Genomic DNA, 16,267 nt, shown 5'->3' on the forward strand with positions numbered 1-16,267 from the left:
AGGAACCAGGCAATGCAAAAACGTTATCTTGGTAAGTCAGGACTGGAAGTCTCGGCCTTGGGTCTCGGCTGCATGGGGCTCAGCCACGGCTATGGCCCGGCAACGGATACCCGCCAGGCGGTAGAATTGATCCGCGCCGCCGTTGAGCAAGGCGTGACATTTTTTGATACCGCCGAAGTGTATGGTCCCTATCTCAATGAAGAAGTGGTAGGGGAAGCGTTAAAACCCTTTCGCGATCGGGTGGTGATTGCCACCAAATTTGGCTTTACCTTTGGCGACGATAACAAACAGCAGATTTTAAATAGCCGTCCGCAACATATTCGCGAAGCGGTGGAAGGTTCACTGCGTCGTCTTAAAACCGACGTTATCGACCTGCTTTACCAGCACCGGGTAGATCCTGAAGTGCCCATTGAAGACGTTGCCGGCACGGTAAAACAGCTGATTGCCGAAGGCAAGGTCAAACACTTTGGTCTCTCTGAAGCGGGAGCACAGACCATTCGCCGGGCGCATGCCGTACAACCGGTCACCGCGCTGCAAAGTGAATACTCCATGTGGTGGCGTGAACCCGAGCAGGAGATATTACCGGTGTTGGAAGAGCTGGGCATTGGCTTTGTGCCATTTAGTCCGCTTGGCAAAGGCTTTTTAACCGGATCAATTAAAACCGGGGCGACATTTGGCCAGGATGATTTCCGCAGCAAAGTGCCGCGTTTCGCCGCCGAAGCGCTGCAAGCCAATGAACAGCTGGTAACCTTGCTGGCCGATCTCGCCGCAGAGAAAGCCGTGACATCGGCCCAGATCGCGCTGGCCTGGTTGCTGGCACAAAAACCCTGGATTGTGCCGATCCCGGGGACCACCAAACTGCATCGTCTGCAAGAAAATCTCGGTGCCGCGGATATCACGCTGACCGGGGATGATTTGCATAAGATCACCCAGGCTCTGGAAACAGTGAAAATTGTTGGCGATCGTTACCCGGCGTCGTTACAGTCACGGGTCGGCCGCTAATATTATCGCAGGCTGGCAGTATCATTAGTGATACCGTCAGCCTGTTATTATTCGGTATAACGCAGGGCATCAATCATCAGCGCAAACGCCGGAGGATGCTGTTTTCTGCTGGGATAGTAGAGGTAATACCCCGGAAAACTCGGACACCATTCGGCAAGGATTTGCACCAGCTCGCCAGATTTCACCGCCTCTGCCACCATATTCTCCGGTACGCAGGCGATACCAAACCCGGACAGTGCCGCGTCCAGTCTTTCTGACAACAAATTAAATATTAATTGCCCTTCCACCCTGACGCGCAGCGGCTTGCCCTCTTTCTCAAACTCCCAGTGATATAAGCCGCCAGCGGTAGGTAGACGCATATTGATGCAGCGATGATGTTGCAGTTCATGGGGCGTTTGCGGGATGCCATGGGCAGCAAAATAAGCGGGCGCGCCCACTACCGCCATACGCATATCAGCGCCGATCTTCACAGCAATCATGTCTTTATCGACACTCTCCCCAAGTCGCACCCCGGCATCAAAACGGCCGTCAACAATATCAATAAAGCCATTATCAACCACCAGCTCAACGTTGATTTCCGGATATTGCTGAAGGAAGGGTTTGAGCTTTGGCCACAACAGGGTGCGTACCGCATGCTCGCCAGCCGAAAGGCGGATATTCCCTGAGGCAATGCCATTTAACTGAATCAGAGTTTGCAGTTCCTGCTCAAGGTCGGCAAGGCGAGGTTCAAGACAGGCGATGATCCGTTCCCCGGCTTCGGTAGGTGCCACGCTGCGGGTCGTGCGGGTAAGAAGTCGAATATTTAAACGTTCTTCCAGCGCCTTCATGGCGTGACTTAATGCTGACTGCGAAACGCCGAGCTTACCCGCTGCCTTGGTAAAACTTCGCTCCTTGGCCACCACCAGGAAAATCTGCAGTTCATTGAAATTTTCTTTAAGCATTGCGGATTTCCTTAATCCATACGATCACAACAGACTGCACTAATGAGATAGGTTCATAGACGCAATCATTCTAGCCCGGTTACTGATAATACAGACAATTGATATGCTTTTTCATAGCAAATTTCTGCAATTTAACCACAAAGGTCAGCGATGAAAATACTTATTGCCGGAGCAACGGGAAGCATTGGTCGCCAGGTAGTAAAAACGGTAATTGCGATGGGACATCAACCACGGGCACTGGTCAGAAACCGCCAAAAGGTAAAGTTGTTGCCACCAGATAGCGAGATTTTCTATGGTGATATTTCTTTACCCGAGACATTAAAAGATGCCGTCAAAGATATCGACGCGGTTATTTTTACCCTGGGCTCCGACGGTCAGGGACGCATTGGTGCCAGGGCGGTAGACTATGGCGGGGTGCGCAATATTGTGCAGGCGCTGCAAGGATCGCGAGTGCGCATTGCGCTGATGACAACCATTGGTGTTACCGAGCGACTCAGTGCCTGGAATCAGCGTACCGAAGTACATGACTGGAAACGACGCGCCGAACGGCTGGTAAGAGCCAGCGGCCACCCTTATACCATCGTCAGGCCAGGCTGGTTTGATTACAACAGTCATGACGAGCAGCGTCTGGTCTTCCTCCAGGGCGATCGTCGCCATAGCGGCTCGCCGGAGGATGGCGTTATCTCGCGAAAACAGCTTGCCCGTATTCTGGTTGCCGCGCTCGGCAACCCGGCCGCCGAGAACAAAACCTTTGAGCTGGTAGCCGAACGAGGAACAGAACAGCAGCACCTTTCGCCGCTATTTTCGGCACTGGCCGCCGATAACCGCACAGAAATTGATGGTGTCAGGGATCTGGATAATATGCCCCTCGCCCAGGAACCCGAGTCGGTTATTGGCGATTTAAAACGGTATACCGCCAGCGCGCGGCAGTAAGTTCAGGACGGGGGTCAGCGCATCAATAACACTATTTTGCCCTGAATATGGCCAGCCGCCGCTCGCTGATGTGCCTTGCGGGCATCAGCCAGCGAAAAGGTGCTGTCGATGGCTACCCGCAGAGTACCGGCATTCAGCAAATCAGCCAATTTTGCCAACTGAGTGCCGCTGGAACGCACCTGGGTCGCCGACACAATCAGCCCCTGTTTCGCCGCCTCTTCTGCGCCTGAAAAGCCTAAAGGGTAGACCGGAAACAAGGCACCACCGCGCTTGAGCGTACGCAAAAAGCGACCGGTGGTGGCACCACCAAGGGTATCGAGAACCAGATCGATATCCTGCACAACCTCTTCGGGTGCCTGCCGAGCATAATCGATAAATTCGTCGGCACCGAGCTGACGCAGGAATGACTCATGTCCAGCCGATGCCACAGCAATAACCTGTGCGCCACGCCATTTTGCCAGTTGCAGCGCAAAGTGCCCTACGCCGCCTGCGGCACCGTTGATCAACACCCGCTTGCCATTTAGCGGCAGCAGACGATGCGGCTGCGCCTGAAAGGGATTGGCTTGATCGTGACCGAGTTCAATCAGGAACTGCCAGGCGGTAAGCAAAGCCATCGGTGCCGCTGCAGCATGCTGATGATCGAGCCCTGCCGGCTTGCGCGCCAGATCTGTTGCCGGTGCCGCTACATACTCGGCATAGGCGGCGCTTTCACCAAAACTGGGAAAGCGAACCATGCCAAACACCTCGTCGCCAACGGAAAAAGTGGTGACATCGGCGGCAATGGCTGCCACCACGCCCGATATGTCCGAACCAGGAATAACCGGCATGACAACGGGCGGTCGCCACTCTGGCGGCAGCATTTTATAGCCTTCGCGCAGATACCAGTCAGGAGGATTAATCCCTGCTGCATACACGCGCACCAGCACTTCTCCCGGCTTAAGCGCGGGAACCGGTGCATCTTCGTAGCGCAAGACTTCCGGGCCACCGAACTCATGCAGCCGCACAGCCTTCATTATGCTAATGGTCATGGCTTTCTCCTCCGATAAAGATCGGATATAGTTAACGGAACACCGCTCCGAATATACGGAGCAGTGTTCCGCATGTCAATTTTATCCCTTTAGCAAATTGAGCCTATGAGAGCTGACGCCAGAAAAAATCATGACCAGCTGCTTGCCGTCGCCCGCGAGCTGTTTACCAAGCAAGGTGCCGATGCGTCAATGCGTGACGTTGCCCGTCAGGCCGGCGTTGGGCTGGGCACGCTTTATCGACACTTTCCCACTCGTGAGGCCATTCTTGAAGCATTACTACGCGCCAGCTTTGATGCACTAACGGCCAGGGCAGAGGAACTGGAAACTCTGGATCCCGCTGGCGATGCGCTGGTGCGCTGGCTACGGGAAATCGTTGCCGTTGCCCACAGCCACCGCGGAGTTATTGCTTCGATGGTCGCCTCTATCGAAGATCCCGATTCTGCCCTGCATGTCTCATGCGTCACCATGCGGGCATCGGGCACGCGGCTGCTTGCCCGTGCACAACGCCAGGGAATGGCGCGCGCCGATATCAATGGTGCCGAACTGTTTGCCCTGGTCAGCGCACTGGCATGGCTTAACGATCAGCCCTCGCTGGCATTACAGGTTGATCGGCTCTTTGACCTCATTGCCAGCGCCATCCTGGTCAAACCCACCCAGGCTTGTGCTGAATGATCAAAATCATCCGGCCAAATGCGGTTACAATAGAGAGATAAACTCGAGAAAAAATGCCGGTCCCGCATCCGATAAGCGACTGGCACAACAGAAGGAGCAGATAACGCGATGGTTAATGATGTGGTAAACGCAGGCAATGCCCTGTCAGTGTTTGATTTCGATGGGACACTGACTAAACGTGACAGCTTCGTGCCCTTTCTGCGCTTTGCCTTCGGTAAACGTGTTTTTGCACAACGGCTTATCCGGCTGGTTATCCCGACACTAAAATGTATAGGGCGTAAGGTCACTCGCGATGAACTGAAAGAACTGCTGATCCACACCTTTCTTACCAATGTCGATGCACAGTGGGTAGAGAAAAAAGCCGCTGAATTTTGCGATCGCTATTGGACACGCTTAATGCGCCCTTCCGGGTTGATCGCCGTAGCCTCTCAGGTCAACTCTGGCGCGATCGTAACTATCTGCTCAGCGTCACCGGCCATGGTGTTAAAACCCTTTGCCGACAAACTTGGCATCAGGCTGATCGGCACCAACCTGGAAGTGAAAGACGGCATGCTGACAGGGCGGATTAATGGCCATAACTGCCGTTGTGGGCAAAAAGTAAAAAGGCTTGAAGCCGAATACGGCCCGCTTTCCTCTTACCATTTGCGTGCCTGGGGTGATACCCGCGGCGATTATGAAATGCTGGCGGCGGCGCAGGAGGCTTACTGGCGTCACTTCCACGGCGCATGGAGTAAACGCAATCCCCCGCTGGCTAAAATCAGGCAGCTTAAGGGGAAATAAAAAAGCCCCGAAGTTTGATCAACGGGGCTGACAGGCAGAGTTAATAATCAGATATTCACGCCATGCTGCGAGGCCAGGGCTGACAGGCCACCGGCAAAGCCCTGACCTACTGCCTTGAATTTCCACTCGGCGTTGTGGCGGTACAGCTCACCAAATACCATCGCCGTTTCGGTAGAGGCATCTTCAGACAGATCGAAACGGGCAATTTCACTGCCGCTGTCATTGTTGACGATGCGCATAAAGCTGTTGCTGACCATACCAAAGTTTTGTTTGCGCGCTTCGGCATCATAAATGGTGACCGCAAATACCAGCTTTTTCACTTCGGCCGGAATTTTAGCCAAATCAATTTTGAGCTGTTCGTCATCACCCTCGCCTTCGCCGGTACGGTTATCGCCCATATGGGTCACGGATCCGCAGGTACTGGTTTTGTTATTGAAGAAAATAAAGGAAGCATCGGAAATCACTTTGCCGTTGTCCCCGAGCATAAATACAGAAGCGTCAAGGTCAAAGTCTGCGCCATCTGTCACGCGAGCATCCCACCCCAGACCCGCCATGGCGATATTCATGGTAGGTGCTTCTTTCGTTAAGGAAACGTTGCCGCCTTTAATTAGAGATACTGCCATTTGAAACTCCTGTCATTAACACGGGTTGTTAAAGCAGACGGGCGATCCCGCCTGCCTCGGTCCATAAAGATTGATGTTGCGAGAATCAAGAAGCATTAATGCCGTACTGCGCACATACCGAACTCAGCCCACCCGCATAGCCCTGGCCAACGGCACGGAATTTCCACTCGCTGTTATAACGATAAAGTTCACCAAACAGCATTGCCGTTTCGGTCGAGGCATCTTCGGTCAGATCGTAGCGCGCCACTTCCTGGCGAGTATCAAAGTTCACCAGCCGAATAAAGGCACCGGCTACCTGACCAAAGCTCTGACGACGGGCCGTGGCGTCATGGATGGTGACGACAAAGATGATTTTTTCCACGTCCGCTGGCAGCAGGTCGAGTTTGATTTTCAGGGCTTCATCATCGCCATCGCCTTCGCCGGTACGGTTGTCACCGGTGTGCAACACTGAGCCGTCGGCTGATTTCAGGTTGTTATAAAAAATGAAATCGGCATCGCCGCGGACTTTACCCGCGCTATTAAGCAAGAAGGCAGAAGCATCAAGGTCAAAATCCTGGCCATCGGTTGAGCGGGCATCCCACCCCAGACCGACCAGCATATTTTTCATGGTTGGTGCTTCTTTGCTTAAAGAAACATTCCCGCCTTTAGAAAGAGAAACGCCCATCGTTTTATCCTCAATTTAAACGTTAATATTTAATGTGAAGCTGTATTGCGGACTTAGCCTTCCTGACCTTTTTCAGCATCCGCTTTTCCGGGGAACAACACGCTGACCACGATACCCACAGCCAGTACGCCGAGAACCACAAACAGACTGGCATTGGCCGAAATATTGTAGCCGTGATGCCACAGGTGATCGGTAGCATTAAGTCCAAGCTTCACCGCGATAAAGAACAGCAATACGATCACCGCCTTTTCAAGGTGGGCAAGATACTGCTTCAACGCTTCCAGAACAAAGTACATGGTACGCAGGCCCAGGATGGCGAACATCATGGCACTGTAGACAATCAGCGGTTCCCGACTGACGGCGATCACTGCCGGTACAGAGTCAAAGGCAAACATTACGTCCGACAGCTCAACCACCGCCAGACACAGCATCAGCGGGGTGGCATACAGGGCGGCCTTGCCGACTCGGCCGACTTTGATGTCTTTGTTTTCCGGTTTTGCCAACTCGGCGTCTACTTCCTTCTGGTTTAAAAGAAACGCATGTCCTTTTAATTTTGGCCAGATTGGGAAGAAACGCTTCACCAGACGGTAGGCAATATGCTGAGAGTAATCTTCGATAGCATCATCGTCGTCACCGCTTTTCAACATCATGACCGCCGTCCAGCCAACGATCAGCGCAAAGACCATCTCCACCCATGGCCCCAGTGTCAGCAGGCTGGCACCGATGGCCACGAAGATACCGCGGAACACGATGGCACCAATCACGCCCCAGTACAGTACGCGGTGGCGATAGTTATCCGGTACGGCAAACCAGGAGAAAATGGCCATCATGACAAACAGATTATCCACTGACAGCACTTTCTCCAGCGCATAGCCGGTGATAAACAGACTGGCCACCTCGGCACCGTGATGGATATAGAGGAAACCGGCAAAGGCCATCGCCACCAGGATCCAGAACACCGTCCACAGAGCAGCACTTTTTAAAGAAATCGGCTTGTCATGACGATGCATAAACAGATCGATAAAAATAGCCCCGACAGCCAGAGCGACAAACACGATCACCGTTTCTGCGGGGAATCCAATATTTGTGGATACCATAATTAGCCCTTAAGCCAGAGTGTTGAAATTAAAGACCAAATTCTGCTGCAGTAAAGCCCAGCGCCAGGGCAATTTCTCGTACCGCCGCTTGCTCATCCTGATCGAAATCACCGTCGCTTTTTGCCACGGCGATACCTACCCGCACCGCCAACTGTGCCGCTTCCGGCTGATCTTTCAGCGCCAGAATATATTTCATGGTTTCGCCTTTACCGATTTCGTAGTCGAAACTGAAACTGGCCACCAGCTCGTTAAAGAAAGCGATCACTTCTTTGGTTTCAAACACTTTCAGCTCAGGGGATGCCTGTAAAAAGCCGATCATTTTTTGCTTTTCTTCAGAACTGACACCATTGCTGGAGACGGCAATACGGGCGCAGACCGCCACGGTACCCTGCATAAATTTTTTGTTTTTAAAGCGGCCAACCTGTTTACTCAGCTCATCGCGACCGGTATTGAACGCGTCTTTCATTTTGTCGAAGAAACCCATGGTTACATCCTCAGAGTATTAAAATTATTTGGAACCGGCGGCCCAGCGGAAACCCCAGCCCAGGGCGTTGTCCATATCCTTGTGACCATTAAAAAACTGATTGATACGCTCAACTTTGATGGCGCCATTCTCGTTCACCAGACGGGCAATCGCACACATGTTGTGACGGTTTGATCCTTCCGTTAAACGCGTTTCGATCGGCGGCTGTTGCGGGATATGCAAGGTAACGACACCGTCGGTCTTATCCCAACTGGCCACCCCTTCATAGATAAAGGCGTAGATCAGCACCTGGCGGATGTTTTTCCATTCACCACCGTTGATATGCAACCACTCGCCGTCGCTGATTTGCCCGGTACGGTCATCGCCCTGCAACTGGACAAAAGGCTCGGAATTAAAGCGGCCAAAGGTATTGCCCAATGCCTGCACGACACCTTTGCTACCGTCCTGCAGCTCAACAAAGGCCCCCAGGTCGAGATCGATGCCCTTCGCTTTGCTGAACATACCGCCGAACATGCCACCAGGGGCCTCTTTGCTCTGATTCCAGTTAAGGTTGATTTTGATTTCACCAAAGTTGTCGCGCTTAACCAGACTGATAGACGGTTTTTCTTTGGTCAGGGAAACTTTGCTTAGACTGATTTTTGTCGGCTCGGCAGCAGGTATGGCAGGCGGAGCCTGTCTTGCGGCCGATGAGTCGGAGATATCCACGCCAAAATGCTCGGCCAGCGGTTTAAGTCCGCCATTGAAGCCCTGAGCAATAAAGCGGAATTTCCATTCTGCGTTACGCCGGTAAAGCTCACCGAGAATTAGTGCCGCTTCCTGACGGCCAGTGACATCAACATTGCCAGACAGCAGAACACTGCCATTAAGCTCCAACTGAATGGAGAGGCGGTTCAAACCCGCCAGCGTCATATTTCCGTCGCAGGTGGCAGTGAAAGCCAACTTCTGCACATCGGCAGCAAGACGATTGATATCCACGGTAAAAGCGCTGTCTGTGCCAGCACCCGACAGTTTTACCGACCCGTCGTCATTGGCGGGTTGTCCATAAAACACCATATCGGCATCGCCCTGCACTTTGCCCGAGGCATAAAGGCGGAACGAAGAGGCGTCAACGGCAACACCAGAGAGCACACGTACCGTCAGCACCTGTGCCGGGACGGGGGCATTGCCCCCCGGCGTCATAGTCATTAGCGCACCACCGTCGCCAGGATGTCAGCGTGCATATTATCGATAGTTCGCCCGGCAGAAGCTTTACCCTGGGCGGTAAAATCCCAGTTACCGTTATTACGCGACAACGAGGCAATAATAATTCCGGTGTGCGACCCCTGTTCGGTCAATTGATAACGGGCCAGTTCTTTACCTGACTGGTCGACAACGCGGCAAAATGCGTTATCCACTTCGTTAAAGGTCTGTCCACGGAAACTGTTGACGGTGAACGCCAGGAATTCTACCTGAGAAGGCAAGCGGGTCAGATCGACGGTGATCACTTCATCGTCACCCTCACCTTCGCCGGTCAAATTATCGCCCTGATGCACAACGGCACCACAGCTTGATTTCAATTTTCGGAACCAGATGGTATCTACGGTTTTACCCGTTTTATCTAACAGTACGCATCCTGCGTCTAAATCAATAGAATCACTCCCACCACCCAGTAGACCGCTAAAAAATCCTTTTTTCTTTTTTAAAGGATCCCAACCCAAACCAAATTGAAGTTGATTTAATAAAGACGTTTCTTTACTGAGTGAAATAGTTTGATTTTTACTTAATGAAACCATTGTTATTTATTCCTTTATAGCAGGTTGAATCATTAATTTTTATGAAGCAAAAATCCATGTGCCAAAAAATCATATCATGACCAAGTTTTCACACAACCCACATTTTGATTCAAATTTATTAACAAAATATAAGTCATTGTTTTTAATTAAATTAATTTTTATAATTTACGTTAAATGACGATAAATTTGCAAAAAAACACATCTAAAAGGCTGAATTGACACTCAGAAAAAACAAATCATATTATGATTGACATCAAGATAATGCCTACCTAGACTCAAACCACACACTCTCAGATATTCTCACTTCGGAAAAATAATATCGATGGGTCATACTATTTGGTTTACAGAAACTCTCTCTACGCCAGCCGTCATTATTTTAGGCAATACTGACTTTTTAAAAAATACACCAACAACGGTTAGCGACATGGTCTCTTATCGCCATATTAAAAATAACATTCTTTCTGTGGCTAATATTAACCTTACTGAGAAGTGGGAGAATAAGCCGTGCGGGGAATTTATTATGCCGGTTACCGCTATCAGCCCGCCAAACCGGCTAACCCTGCGGGCGAGCAATACCTGGCGTTTAGCGAAGGTAGGGCAGAAAGATGATTAACGGCCCCCCAATCTATCGCCAAACCCTGTCCGGCGGCACGCTGACCGTGACCCCAACCGGCGGCAATCAGTCCCTGGAGGCTTTGTTTGATATCGCCGAACGCCGTAACCCCAAGCGGGCGTTTTTATTTGTCAGCAAGGTACTGGGGCGACATATCCCGATTGCTCCTTCGGTAATGCGATCGGCTTATCGCCAGCTGGCACAGCAACTTCCGTCAGATTTACCGCAGCCAGTGCTGTTTATTGGCATGGCGGAAACAGCGGTCGGTCTCGGCGCTGGCGTTTTTGACGAAGCTCTCAGCCTGTTTAACAATGCCGTCTATCTGACGTCAACCCGCCATCCCATTGCCGGCGAACTGCTGTGTGAGTTTAAAGAAAACCATAGCCATGCCACCGACCATCTGCTGTACCACCCTGCCGACCCGGTACTTCGTGCCCGGGTACGGAATGCCCGTAGTCTGGTACTGATTGATGATGAGGCTACAACGGGCAATACCTTTATCAATATGTTGACCGCCTTGCGCACTGAGGCAGGTTTGTCACTGGTTGAGCAGGTGGTCACCGTTACGCTGACCGACTGGAGCGGCAACGCCATTAAGCAACAATGCCCGCTGCCGGTTACCACGGTGTCGCTGGTTCAGGGGGACTGGCATTGGCAACCGAGAAAGGATGCCACACTACCGGTGATGCCAGACGTCAACATCACCGCCACCGGCAGCATCGCCATCGTCGGTAAGCAAAGCTGGGGACGCCTCGGCATGGCATTGGCTGCCCGAGATCTGGGCAAAGAGATCGGCGCATCACCATCAGAAAAGATCCTGGTGCTGGGATCCGCAGAGTTTGTTTGGGAGCCGCTGCTGCTGGCCGAACGCCTTGAACAGCTTGGAGCCGAGGTCAAGTTCAGTTGCACCACCCGCTCTCCTATATCCATCGGTTATGCCATTCAATCCGCCATTACCTTCAGCGATAACTACGGTTTGGGCATCCCCAACTATATCTACAATGTGGCCCATCAACAGTTTGACCGCATTCTGCTATGTGTAGAAACCCCGGCATCAAGTGTTGATCCTGCGCTGCTTGTCGCCCTGCAAAGGGTGGCCCCAGAGGTTGAGGTAGTGGTTTATGAATAAGCCGGTAGTGTTCTCCGATCTTGACGACACGCTGTTTCAGACGCGGCGCAAAATGGTCGACGAACTGGCGCTAGAGCCATTCCGTCCAGGGGCTCTGGATCGCACCATGAATGCCCGCAGCTTTATGACTGAAAAACAATCGATGCTGGTGGACTGGCTGCTGGCGCATGCCGACTTTATTCCGGTTACCGCCCGCGGCAGCGAGGAGATCAGCCGGGTAACCATCCCCTTTAGTTCCTGGGCCATTGCGACCCACGGCGCGGTAATACTTACGCCGCAGGGGACCGCCGATAAACAGTGGCAAGCGCAAATGCTGGAGCATTTGGCGGCCTATCGTCAACCGCTGCTCACTCTGCAGCAAGACATTACTCGGCTAATGGCAGAGCGTGGTATTCAGGGCTGGGCACGTATCAACTACGAATACGCAGATACACCGGTGTATCTGGTAATGAAACATACCGACAGCACCCGCCAGGCAGAGCTGTATACCCTTGGGGATGAAATTGAAGCCCGTTTCGCGACGGAAGGTTTCTATATCCACCGTAACGGCAACAATATCGCCTGGTTACCCAATCCGGTTGAAAAAGGTCTCGCCTGCCAGTATCTGCTGAACAAACTGCGGGCTGAACGCGGCGTATTCCCGGTGCTCGCTCTGGGCGACAGCCTGAGTGACCACCGCTTTATGAAGCTGTGCGACTGGTTTGGCATGCCGCAGCAGAGCCAGTTTTCGCAACACATCAACCGCCATCTGTTTGGAGAAAAATAGTATGCAGCCTTTTATTCCGTTTTCTGGCTCCTATCTTCCTGACGATGTGCATTTTCTGCTTAAGCCGCTGGCAATGGAAATGACACCGGTCGAGCAAAAGGAACTGCTGATCCAGTCCGGTGCCAGACACTATTCCGAGATGCTGAGTCAGGAGCCTGAGCCAAGCGACTTGCATCTGGATCTGTTTGCCCGCGCGCTGGATCAAGGGGCCGTTCGTCTGGCAAAAGAGGTCACTATGCTGGCCAAGGCGCTGTCTGAGCGCTTTGCGCATACTCCGATCATTCTGGTCAGCCTGGTCCGTGCCGGTGTTCCTCTCGGGGTGATGTTGCAGCAGGCCCTGCGCGCCATGGGCAAGAGATCATATCACTACGGCGTAAGTATTATCCGCGATCGCGGTATTGATCAAACCGCAATGGACTGGATAGAAGCCCGCCACGGCACGGCTGGCGTGGTTTTCGTTGACGGCTGGACCGGCAAAGGGGCAATCGCCGGTGAACTGCGACATTCTCTGGCTACCCGCACCGGCTATCCGGCCGATCCCCGACTGCTGGTACTGGCCGACCCTTGCGGGGCGTCATGGCTGGCGGCCAGCGACGACGACTGGCTTATCCCCTTTGGCATTATGGGCGCCCCGGTCTCCGGACTGATCTCCCGCTCCATCTGGTCTGCAGAGGGACTGCACGGTTGCGTCCGCTGCGATCATCTCAGTCGCTTTGAATGCAGCCGCCATCTGGTGGACACCGTTGCCGACTGTCGGCAGCAACTTGATATCCATGCCATTGCGGCCAGTCAGTGGGACCCGGCAAATGTCAGGCATCTGCAAGCGCGGAGCCAGCAGATTATTGCGTCGCTGGCGGCGCAATACCATATCGCCAACATCAATCGGATCAAACCCGGCATTGCCGAGGCAACCCGCGCCATTTTACGCCGTGTGCCAGAACAGGTTCTGGTGCGCTGCATAACCGATCCCGACGTTGCTCTGCTGGTGTACCTGGCCGGTGAGAAAAACATCCCCATCACTGAGGTCGGTGACCGCATTGGGCAGTATCGCGCCGTCACCATTATCAAAAAGGTTCACTGATGACCAAGAGACTCTCGCCTTACCATCTGGGTGCCACGCTTTATATGCCAGCTACCCGCACAGATATTGCCAGCAGCATCCTGGACAATAAAATTGCCGGACTGCGATCGATCGTCATCTGTCTGGAAGATGCTGTTAGCGATGCCGACGTGCCGCTGGCATTGCACAATTTACAACAAATTCTGCATACCCTGGCAGCAGCCAAAACGGCGGGATATGGCGCAAAGTGGCCGCTGGTATTTATTCGCCCGCGTCATAGCGAAATGGGTCGAGCCTTGACGGCATGTGCCGATCTGACGGCAATCGACGGCCTGGTGCTGCCAAAATTCACCCTTGCCTCCCTGCCCGCCTGGTGGGACATGGTCAAGGATACTCACCTTTGCATGATGCCGACGCTGGAAACCGAAGAGGTGTTTGATGTGCTGCAAATGCGCGAACTGGCCACCACGCTGCTCGCCCATCCCTGCCATGATCGCATTATCGCCCTGCGAATTGGCGGCAATGACCTGATGAATGTTATTGCGCTGCGTCGCCCGCGCAATCTGACGCTATATGACAGTCCAATGGGATACACCATTAAAATGCTGGTGGCGGTTTTTGGGTCCCGCGACTTTGCCCTGACCTCACCGGTATGCGAACATATTGACGATCATCAGGTGATGGAACGCGAGCTGGCGCTGGATATGGCCCATGGACTGGTAGGAAAGACCGCGATCCATCCTAACCAGATTGCCAAAATTGAACGGGCGCTAATGGTCAGCCCTGCCGACCATGCCGATGCATTGCGCATCCTCAACTCCAGCCAGGCGGTGTTTAAATCGCAGGGTGCAATGTGTGAACCGGCGACACACCGCCGTTGGGCCTTAAGGGTACTGGAGAGGGCTCAGGTGTATGGCATTGCCGCAGACACGCTGCAAGATGGCGTCCGGCTGGTCACTTTCACCCAGCAAAACTGAAACGGCTCTGCTGAAATACAGATTTTAAACATCGCTCAACCCTATCTCAGGTTGATACGTCACCTTGCATCCTGTGACCTCCTGCTTTAAATACATTTTGTTACTCGGTAGATGCTGATTTATCGACTATCTTTATGGATGCAACTTTACCTGAAGTGTATGGTATGCCTGATAGGTCGTTTGTCGTAACCCCTGAAGGAACTGAGCGGGTGAGCACAAAGAGCGGATAGCGGGCAGGGAAAACATAACAACAACCTCTATTTTCCATGCTATTACGCCTTTTAAAACAATGGTAGGCATTTACTAATTATGCAATTGAGTACACGACAGGCACGTATTTTCCGGCTGGCACTTCTGTTAGGTTCAGGCCTTCCCGTTTCGGCACAAAAAATAATCAATCAGCTAGGTTGTTCCGAGCCGACCTTAACGCGTGCCTTAAAAGAGTTACGGGAAACCTATTCCGCCGAAATCAAATACAGCAAAGCGACCCACTCCTATCAGTTGCTTGAACCGGGCCAATTGGATAAAAAAGCCCTGCGTCGCATTAATGAAATACTGCATTCCAGCATCGATCATAAACATACCGAGGTGGTCAGCAGCGTTTCACTGGATAAAGAGATGAAAAAGTCCGTATCCCTGTCTCTGCGCAGTTCGGTGCTGAGAAAGATCGACAGGTTGGCGCTGCTTGCCGATACCACCCGCAGTGACGCCGTCGAAATGCTGGTCGACAATTGTATTGTCGAGTTTTTATCAACGCTCTCTCAGCGTGGGATCGGCAGATAGAGGTTACTCTTCTCTCCTTTGATGTGGGTAGTGGGAGGGGAGATACGAGAGCTTATAAGAGGGTATTTTTGCCTATACGGCTGCTTCATGCGAAAATATTAGGCATTGACTTGCTAATATAAAAGTGTTATTGGAATAACATTATGAAGAAATTAATGACAATCTTGCTATCAATATTTCTTATCTCGGGATGTGTAGGGGATCGTTTAGACTTTAGACATAAAGGTAGCGTTTATAAAAAAAATAGCAACCTGCTTTGCATTGATTCAAAACCAGGCGACAGCATCACCTATTATCTTTTAAGTTCATCAAAAAATAATTACCACCCTCCTTTAATGTTTGAAGATAATATCAATAGAAAATATCCAGATACGTGTTTACCGATAGCGTTAAAACAAAACATCTCTTACAATATCATTATTGTCTGTCAACATCGGCCCACATAGGGGTTTTGACAATCCCCGGGAAATAGGCATTAACAGTAATATTATATTTTGCCAACTCGCGCGCCGGCGTTGTTGACGATGACGTCAAATCCACCTAATTCTTTTCTTGTATATTCAACAGCAGCAAAAACATCGTCTCGTTTCGTAATATCAACTTTTACGGCCAGCGCTTTACCGCCCGCCTGATTAATACTATCAGCGACAGCTTTGACCGCCACCTCATTATAATCGGCAATGGCCACAGAAAAGCCATCCTTTACCAGACGTTCAGCAATGGCCTTACCGATACCTTGCGCAGCGCCGGTGATAAAAGCAACTTTATGTTTCATTAGTCCTGCCTCCAGTTGAATTAAAAAATTCCTTACTGAACTTTACTCTAATTATCACACAAATAAATAAGGTAAAATCCCACACTGTGTGGAATTTTATTCTACAAAACGAACAAATGTTCAGAAGGTAATGGATGCATTGGACGACGAAGGACCTGTAACGACTGC

At 51.8% G+C, this 16,267-nt stretch carries 19 protein-coding genes and 1 pseudogene; 11 read left to right on the forward strand and 9 right to left on the reverse strand.

Features of this window, described 5'->3' with window-relative positions:
- Window positions 1-12 precede the first annotated feature (12 nt).
- Window positions 13-1,002 (forward strand): aldo/keto reductase, encoded by a 990-nt coding sequence (locus GW590_RS19105; RefSeq protein ID WP_169404667.1) that lies wholly within the window; start codon window positions 13-15, stop codon window positions 1,000-1,002.
- A 47-nt stretch (window positions 1,003-1,049) separates the two neighbouring features.
- On the opposite strand, the gene GW590_RS19110 is transcribed toward GW590_RS19105, so the two are convergent.
- The gene (locus tag GW590_RS19110) at window positions 1,050-1,943 is read right to left on the reverse strand and encodes a LysR family transcriptional regulator (RefSeq protein ID WP_169404668.1); all 894 of its coding nucleotides are present in this window, start codon (window positions 1,941-1,943) and stop codon (window positions 1,050-1,052) included.
- A gap of 150 nt (window positions 1,944-2,093) precedes the next feature.
- Between GW590_RS19110 and GW590_RS19115 the strand changes: the two genes are divergently transcribed.
- Entirely contained in the window at window positions 2,094-2,876 is a 783-nt protein-coding gene (locus GW590_RS19115) for an SDR family oxidoreductase (RefSeq protein ID WP_169404669.1), read from the forward strand.
- A 14-nt stretch (window positions 2,877-2,890) separates the two neighbouring features.
- Here the strand turns inward: GW590_RS19115 and GW590_RS19120 are convergent, their stop codons facing one another.
- Window positions 2,891-3,904, reverse strand: coding sequence for an NADP-dependent oxidoreductase (locus GW590_RS19120; RefSeq protein WP_169404670.1), 1,014 nt, complete (start codon window positions 3,902-3,904; stop codon window positions 2,891-2,893).
- Between the two features lie 105 nt (window positions 3,905-4,009).
- Between GW590_RS19120 and GW590_RS19125 the strand changes: the two genes are divergently transcribed.
- Entirely contained in the window at window positions 4,010-4,576 is a 567-nt protein-coding gene (locus tag GW590_RS19125; RefSeq protein ID WP_169404671.1) for a TetR/AcrR family transcriptional regulator, read from the forward strand.
- A gap of 108 nt (window positions 4,577-4,684) precedes the next feature.
- Window positions 4,685-5,356 (forward strand): HAD family hydrolase, encoded by a 672-nt coding sequence (locus tag GW590_RS19130; protein WP_169404672.1) that lies wholly within the window; start codon window positions 4,685-4,687, stop codon window positions 5,354-5,356.
- A 47-nt stretch (window positions 5,357-5,403) separates the two neighbouring features.
- On the opposite strand, the gene GW590_RS19135 is transcribed toward GW590_RS19130, so the two are convergent.
- The 6 genes from GW590_RS19135 to GW590_RS19160 form a co-directional block, all read right to left on the reverse strand.
- The gene (locus GW590_RS19135) at window positions 5,404-5,979 is read right to left on the reverse strand and encodes a TerD family protein (protein WP_169404673.1); all 576 of its coding nucleotides are present in this window, start codon (window positions 5,977-5,979) and stop codon (window positions 5,404-5,406) included.
- Between the two features lie 85 nt (window positions 5,980-6,064).
- A complete protein-coding gene (locus GW590_RS19140) occupies window positions 6,065-6,643 on the reverse strand; it encodes a TerD family protein (RefSeq protein WP_169404674.1) in 579 nt (192 codons plus the stop codon).
- Between the two features lie 53 nt (window positions 6,644-6,696).
- On the reverse strand, window positions 6,697-7,740 hold the full coding sequence (locus GW590_RS19145) for a TerC/Alx family metal homeostasis membrane protein (protein WP_169404675.1): 1,044 nt from the start codon (window positions 7,738-7,740) through the stop codon (window positions 6,697-6,699).
- A 28-nt stretch (window positions 7,741-7,768) separates the two neighbouring features.
- The gene (locus tag GW590_RS19150) at window positions 7,769-8,224 is read right to left on the reverse strand and encodes a tellurite resistance TerB family protein (RefSeq protein WP_169404676.1); all 456 of its coding nucleotides are present in this window, start codon (window positions 8,222-8,224) and stop codon (window positions 7,769-7,771) included.
- 24 nt (window positions 8,225-8,248) lie between these two features.
- Window positions 8,249-9,409 carry a TerD family protein gene (locus GW590_RS19155; RefSeq protein ID WP_169404677.1) on the reverse strand — a complete coding sequence of 387 codons (1,161 nt, stop codon included), beginning with the start codon at window positions 9,407-9,409 and terminating at the stop codon, window positions 8,249-8,251.
- Window positions 9,409-9,996, reverse strand: a complete 588-nt coding sequence (locus tag GW590_RS19160) for a TerD family protein (protein WP_169404678.1) — start codon at window positions 9,994-9,996, stop codon at window positions 9,409-9,411. Before GW590_RS19160 ends, GW590_RS19155 begins: the two co-directional genes overlap by 1 nt.
- A gap of 322 nt (window positions 9,997-10,318) precedes the next feature.
- Here GW590_RS19160 and GW590_RS19165 point away from each other — a divergent pair, with 322 nt between their 5' ends.
- From GW590_RS19165 to GW590_RS24650, 7 genes are all read left to right on the forward strand, one after another.
- Entirely contained in the window at window positions 10,319-10,609 is a 291-nt protein-coding gene (locus GW590_RS19165; RefSeq protein WP_169404679.1) for a hypothetical protein, read from the forward strand.
- Window positions 10,602-11,738: a phosphoribosyltransferase domain-containing protein gene (locus GW590_RS19170; RefSeq protein WP_169404680.1), complete on the forward strand. Its 1,137-nt coding sequence runs from the start codon at window positions 10,602-10,604 to the stop codon at window positions 11,736-11,738. Before GW590_RS19165 ends, GW590_RS19170 begins: the two co-directional genes overlap by 8 nt.
- Window positions 11,731-12,504, forward strand: a complete 774-nt coding sequence (locus GW590_RS19175) for an HAD family hydrolase (protein WP_169404681.1) — start codon at window positions 11,731-11,733, stop codon at window positions 12,502-12,504. The genes GW590_RS19170 and GW590_RS19175 overlap by 8 nt, the downstream gene beginning before the upstream one ends.
- Window position 12,505: 1 nt before the next feature.
- Window positions 12,506-13,585 carry a cysteine protease StiP family protein gene (locus GW590_RS19180; RefSeq protein ID WP_169404682.1) on the forward strand — a complete coding sequence of 360 codons (1,080 nt, stop codon included), beginning with the start codon at window positions 12,506-12,508 and terminating at the stop codon, window positions 13,583-13,585.
- Window positions 13,585-14,541: an HpcH/HpaI aldolase/citrate lyase family protein gene (locus GW590_RS19185; protein WP_169404683.1), complete on the forward strand. Its 957-nt coding sequence runs from the start codon at window positions 13,585-13,587 to the stop codon at window positions 14,539-14,541. The genes GW590_RS19180 and GW590_RS19185 overlap by 1 nt, the downstream gene beginning before the upstream one ends.
- A gap of 309 nt (window positions 14,542-14,850) precedes the next feature.
- Entirely contained in the window at window positions 14,851-15,324 is a 474-nt protein-coding gene (locus GW590_RS19190) for a tellurium resistance protein TerW (RefSeq protein WP_169404684.1), read from the forward strand.
- A 155-nt stretch (window positions 15,325-15,479) separates the two neighbouring features.
- A complete protein-coding gene (locus GW590_RS24650) occupies window positions 15,480-15,770 on the forward strand; it encodes a putative T6SS immunity periplasmic lipoprotein (protein ID WP_408014951.1) in 291 nt (96 codons plus the stop codon).
- On the opposite strand, the pseudogene GW590_RS19195 reads toward GW590_RS24650, so the two are convergent.
- Window positions 15,745-16,099 (reverse strand): annotated as a pseudogene (locus GW590_RS19195) (SDR family NAD(P)-dependent oxidoreductase); the annotation flags it as partial. The gene GW590_RS24650 and the pseudogene GW590_RS19195 overlap by 26 nt on opposite strands.
- Window positions 16,100-16,267: the final 168 nt, after the last annotated feature.

This window comes from Rouxiella aceris (genome assembly GCF_012933545.1).
Lineage (GTDB): Bacteria > Pseudomonadota > Gammaproteobacteria > Enterobacterales > Enterobacteriaceae > Rouxiella > Rouxiella aceris.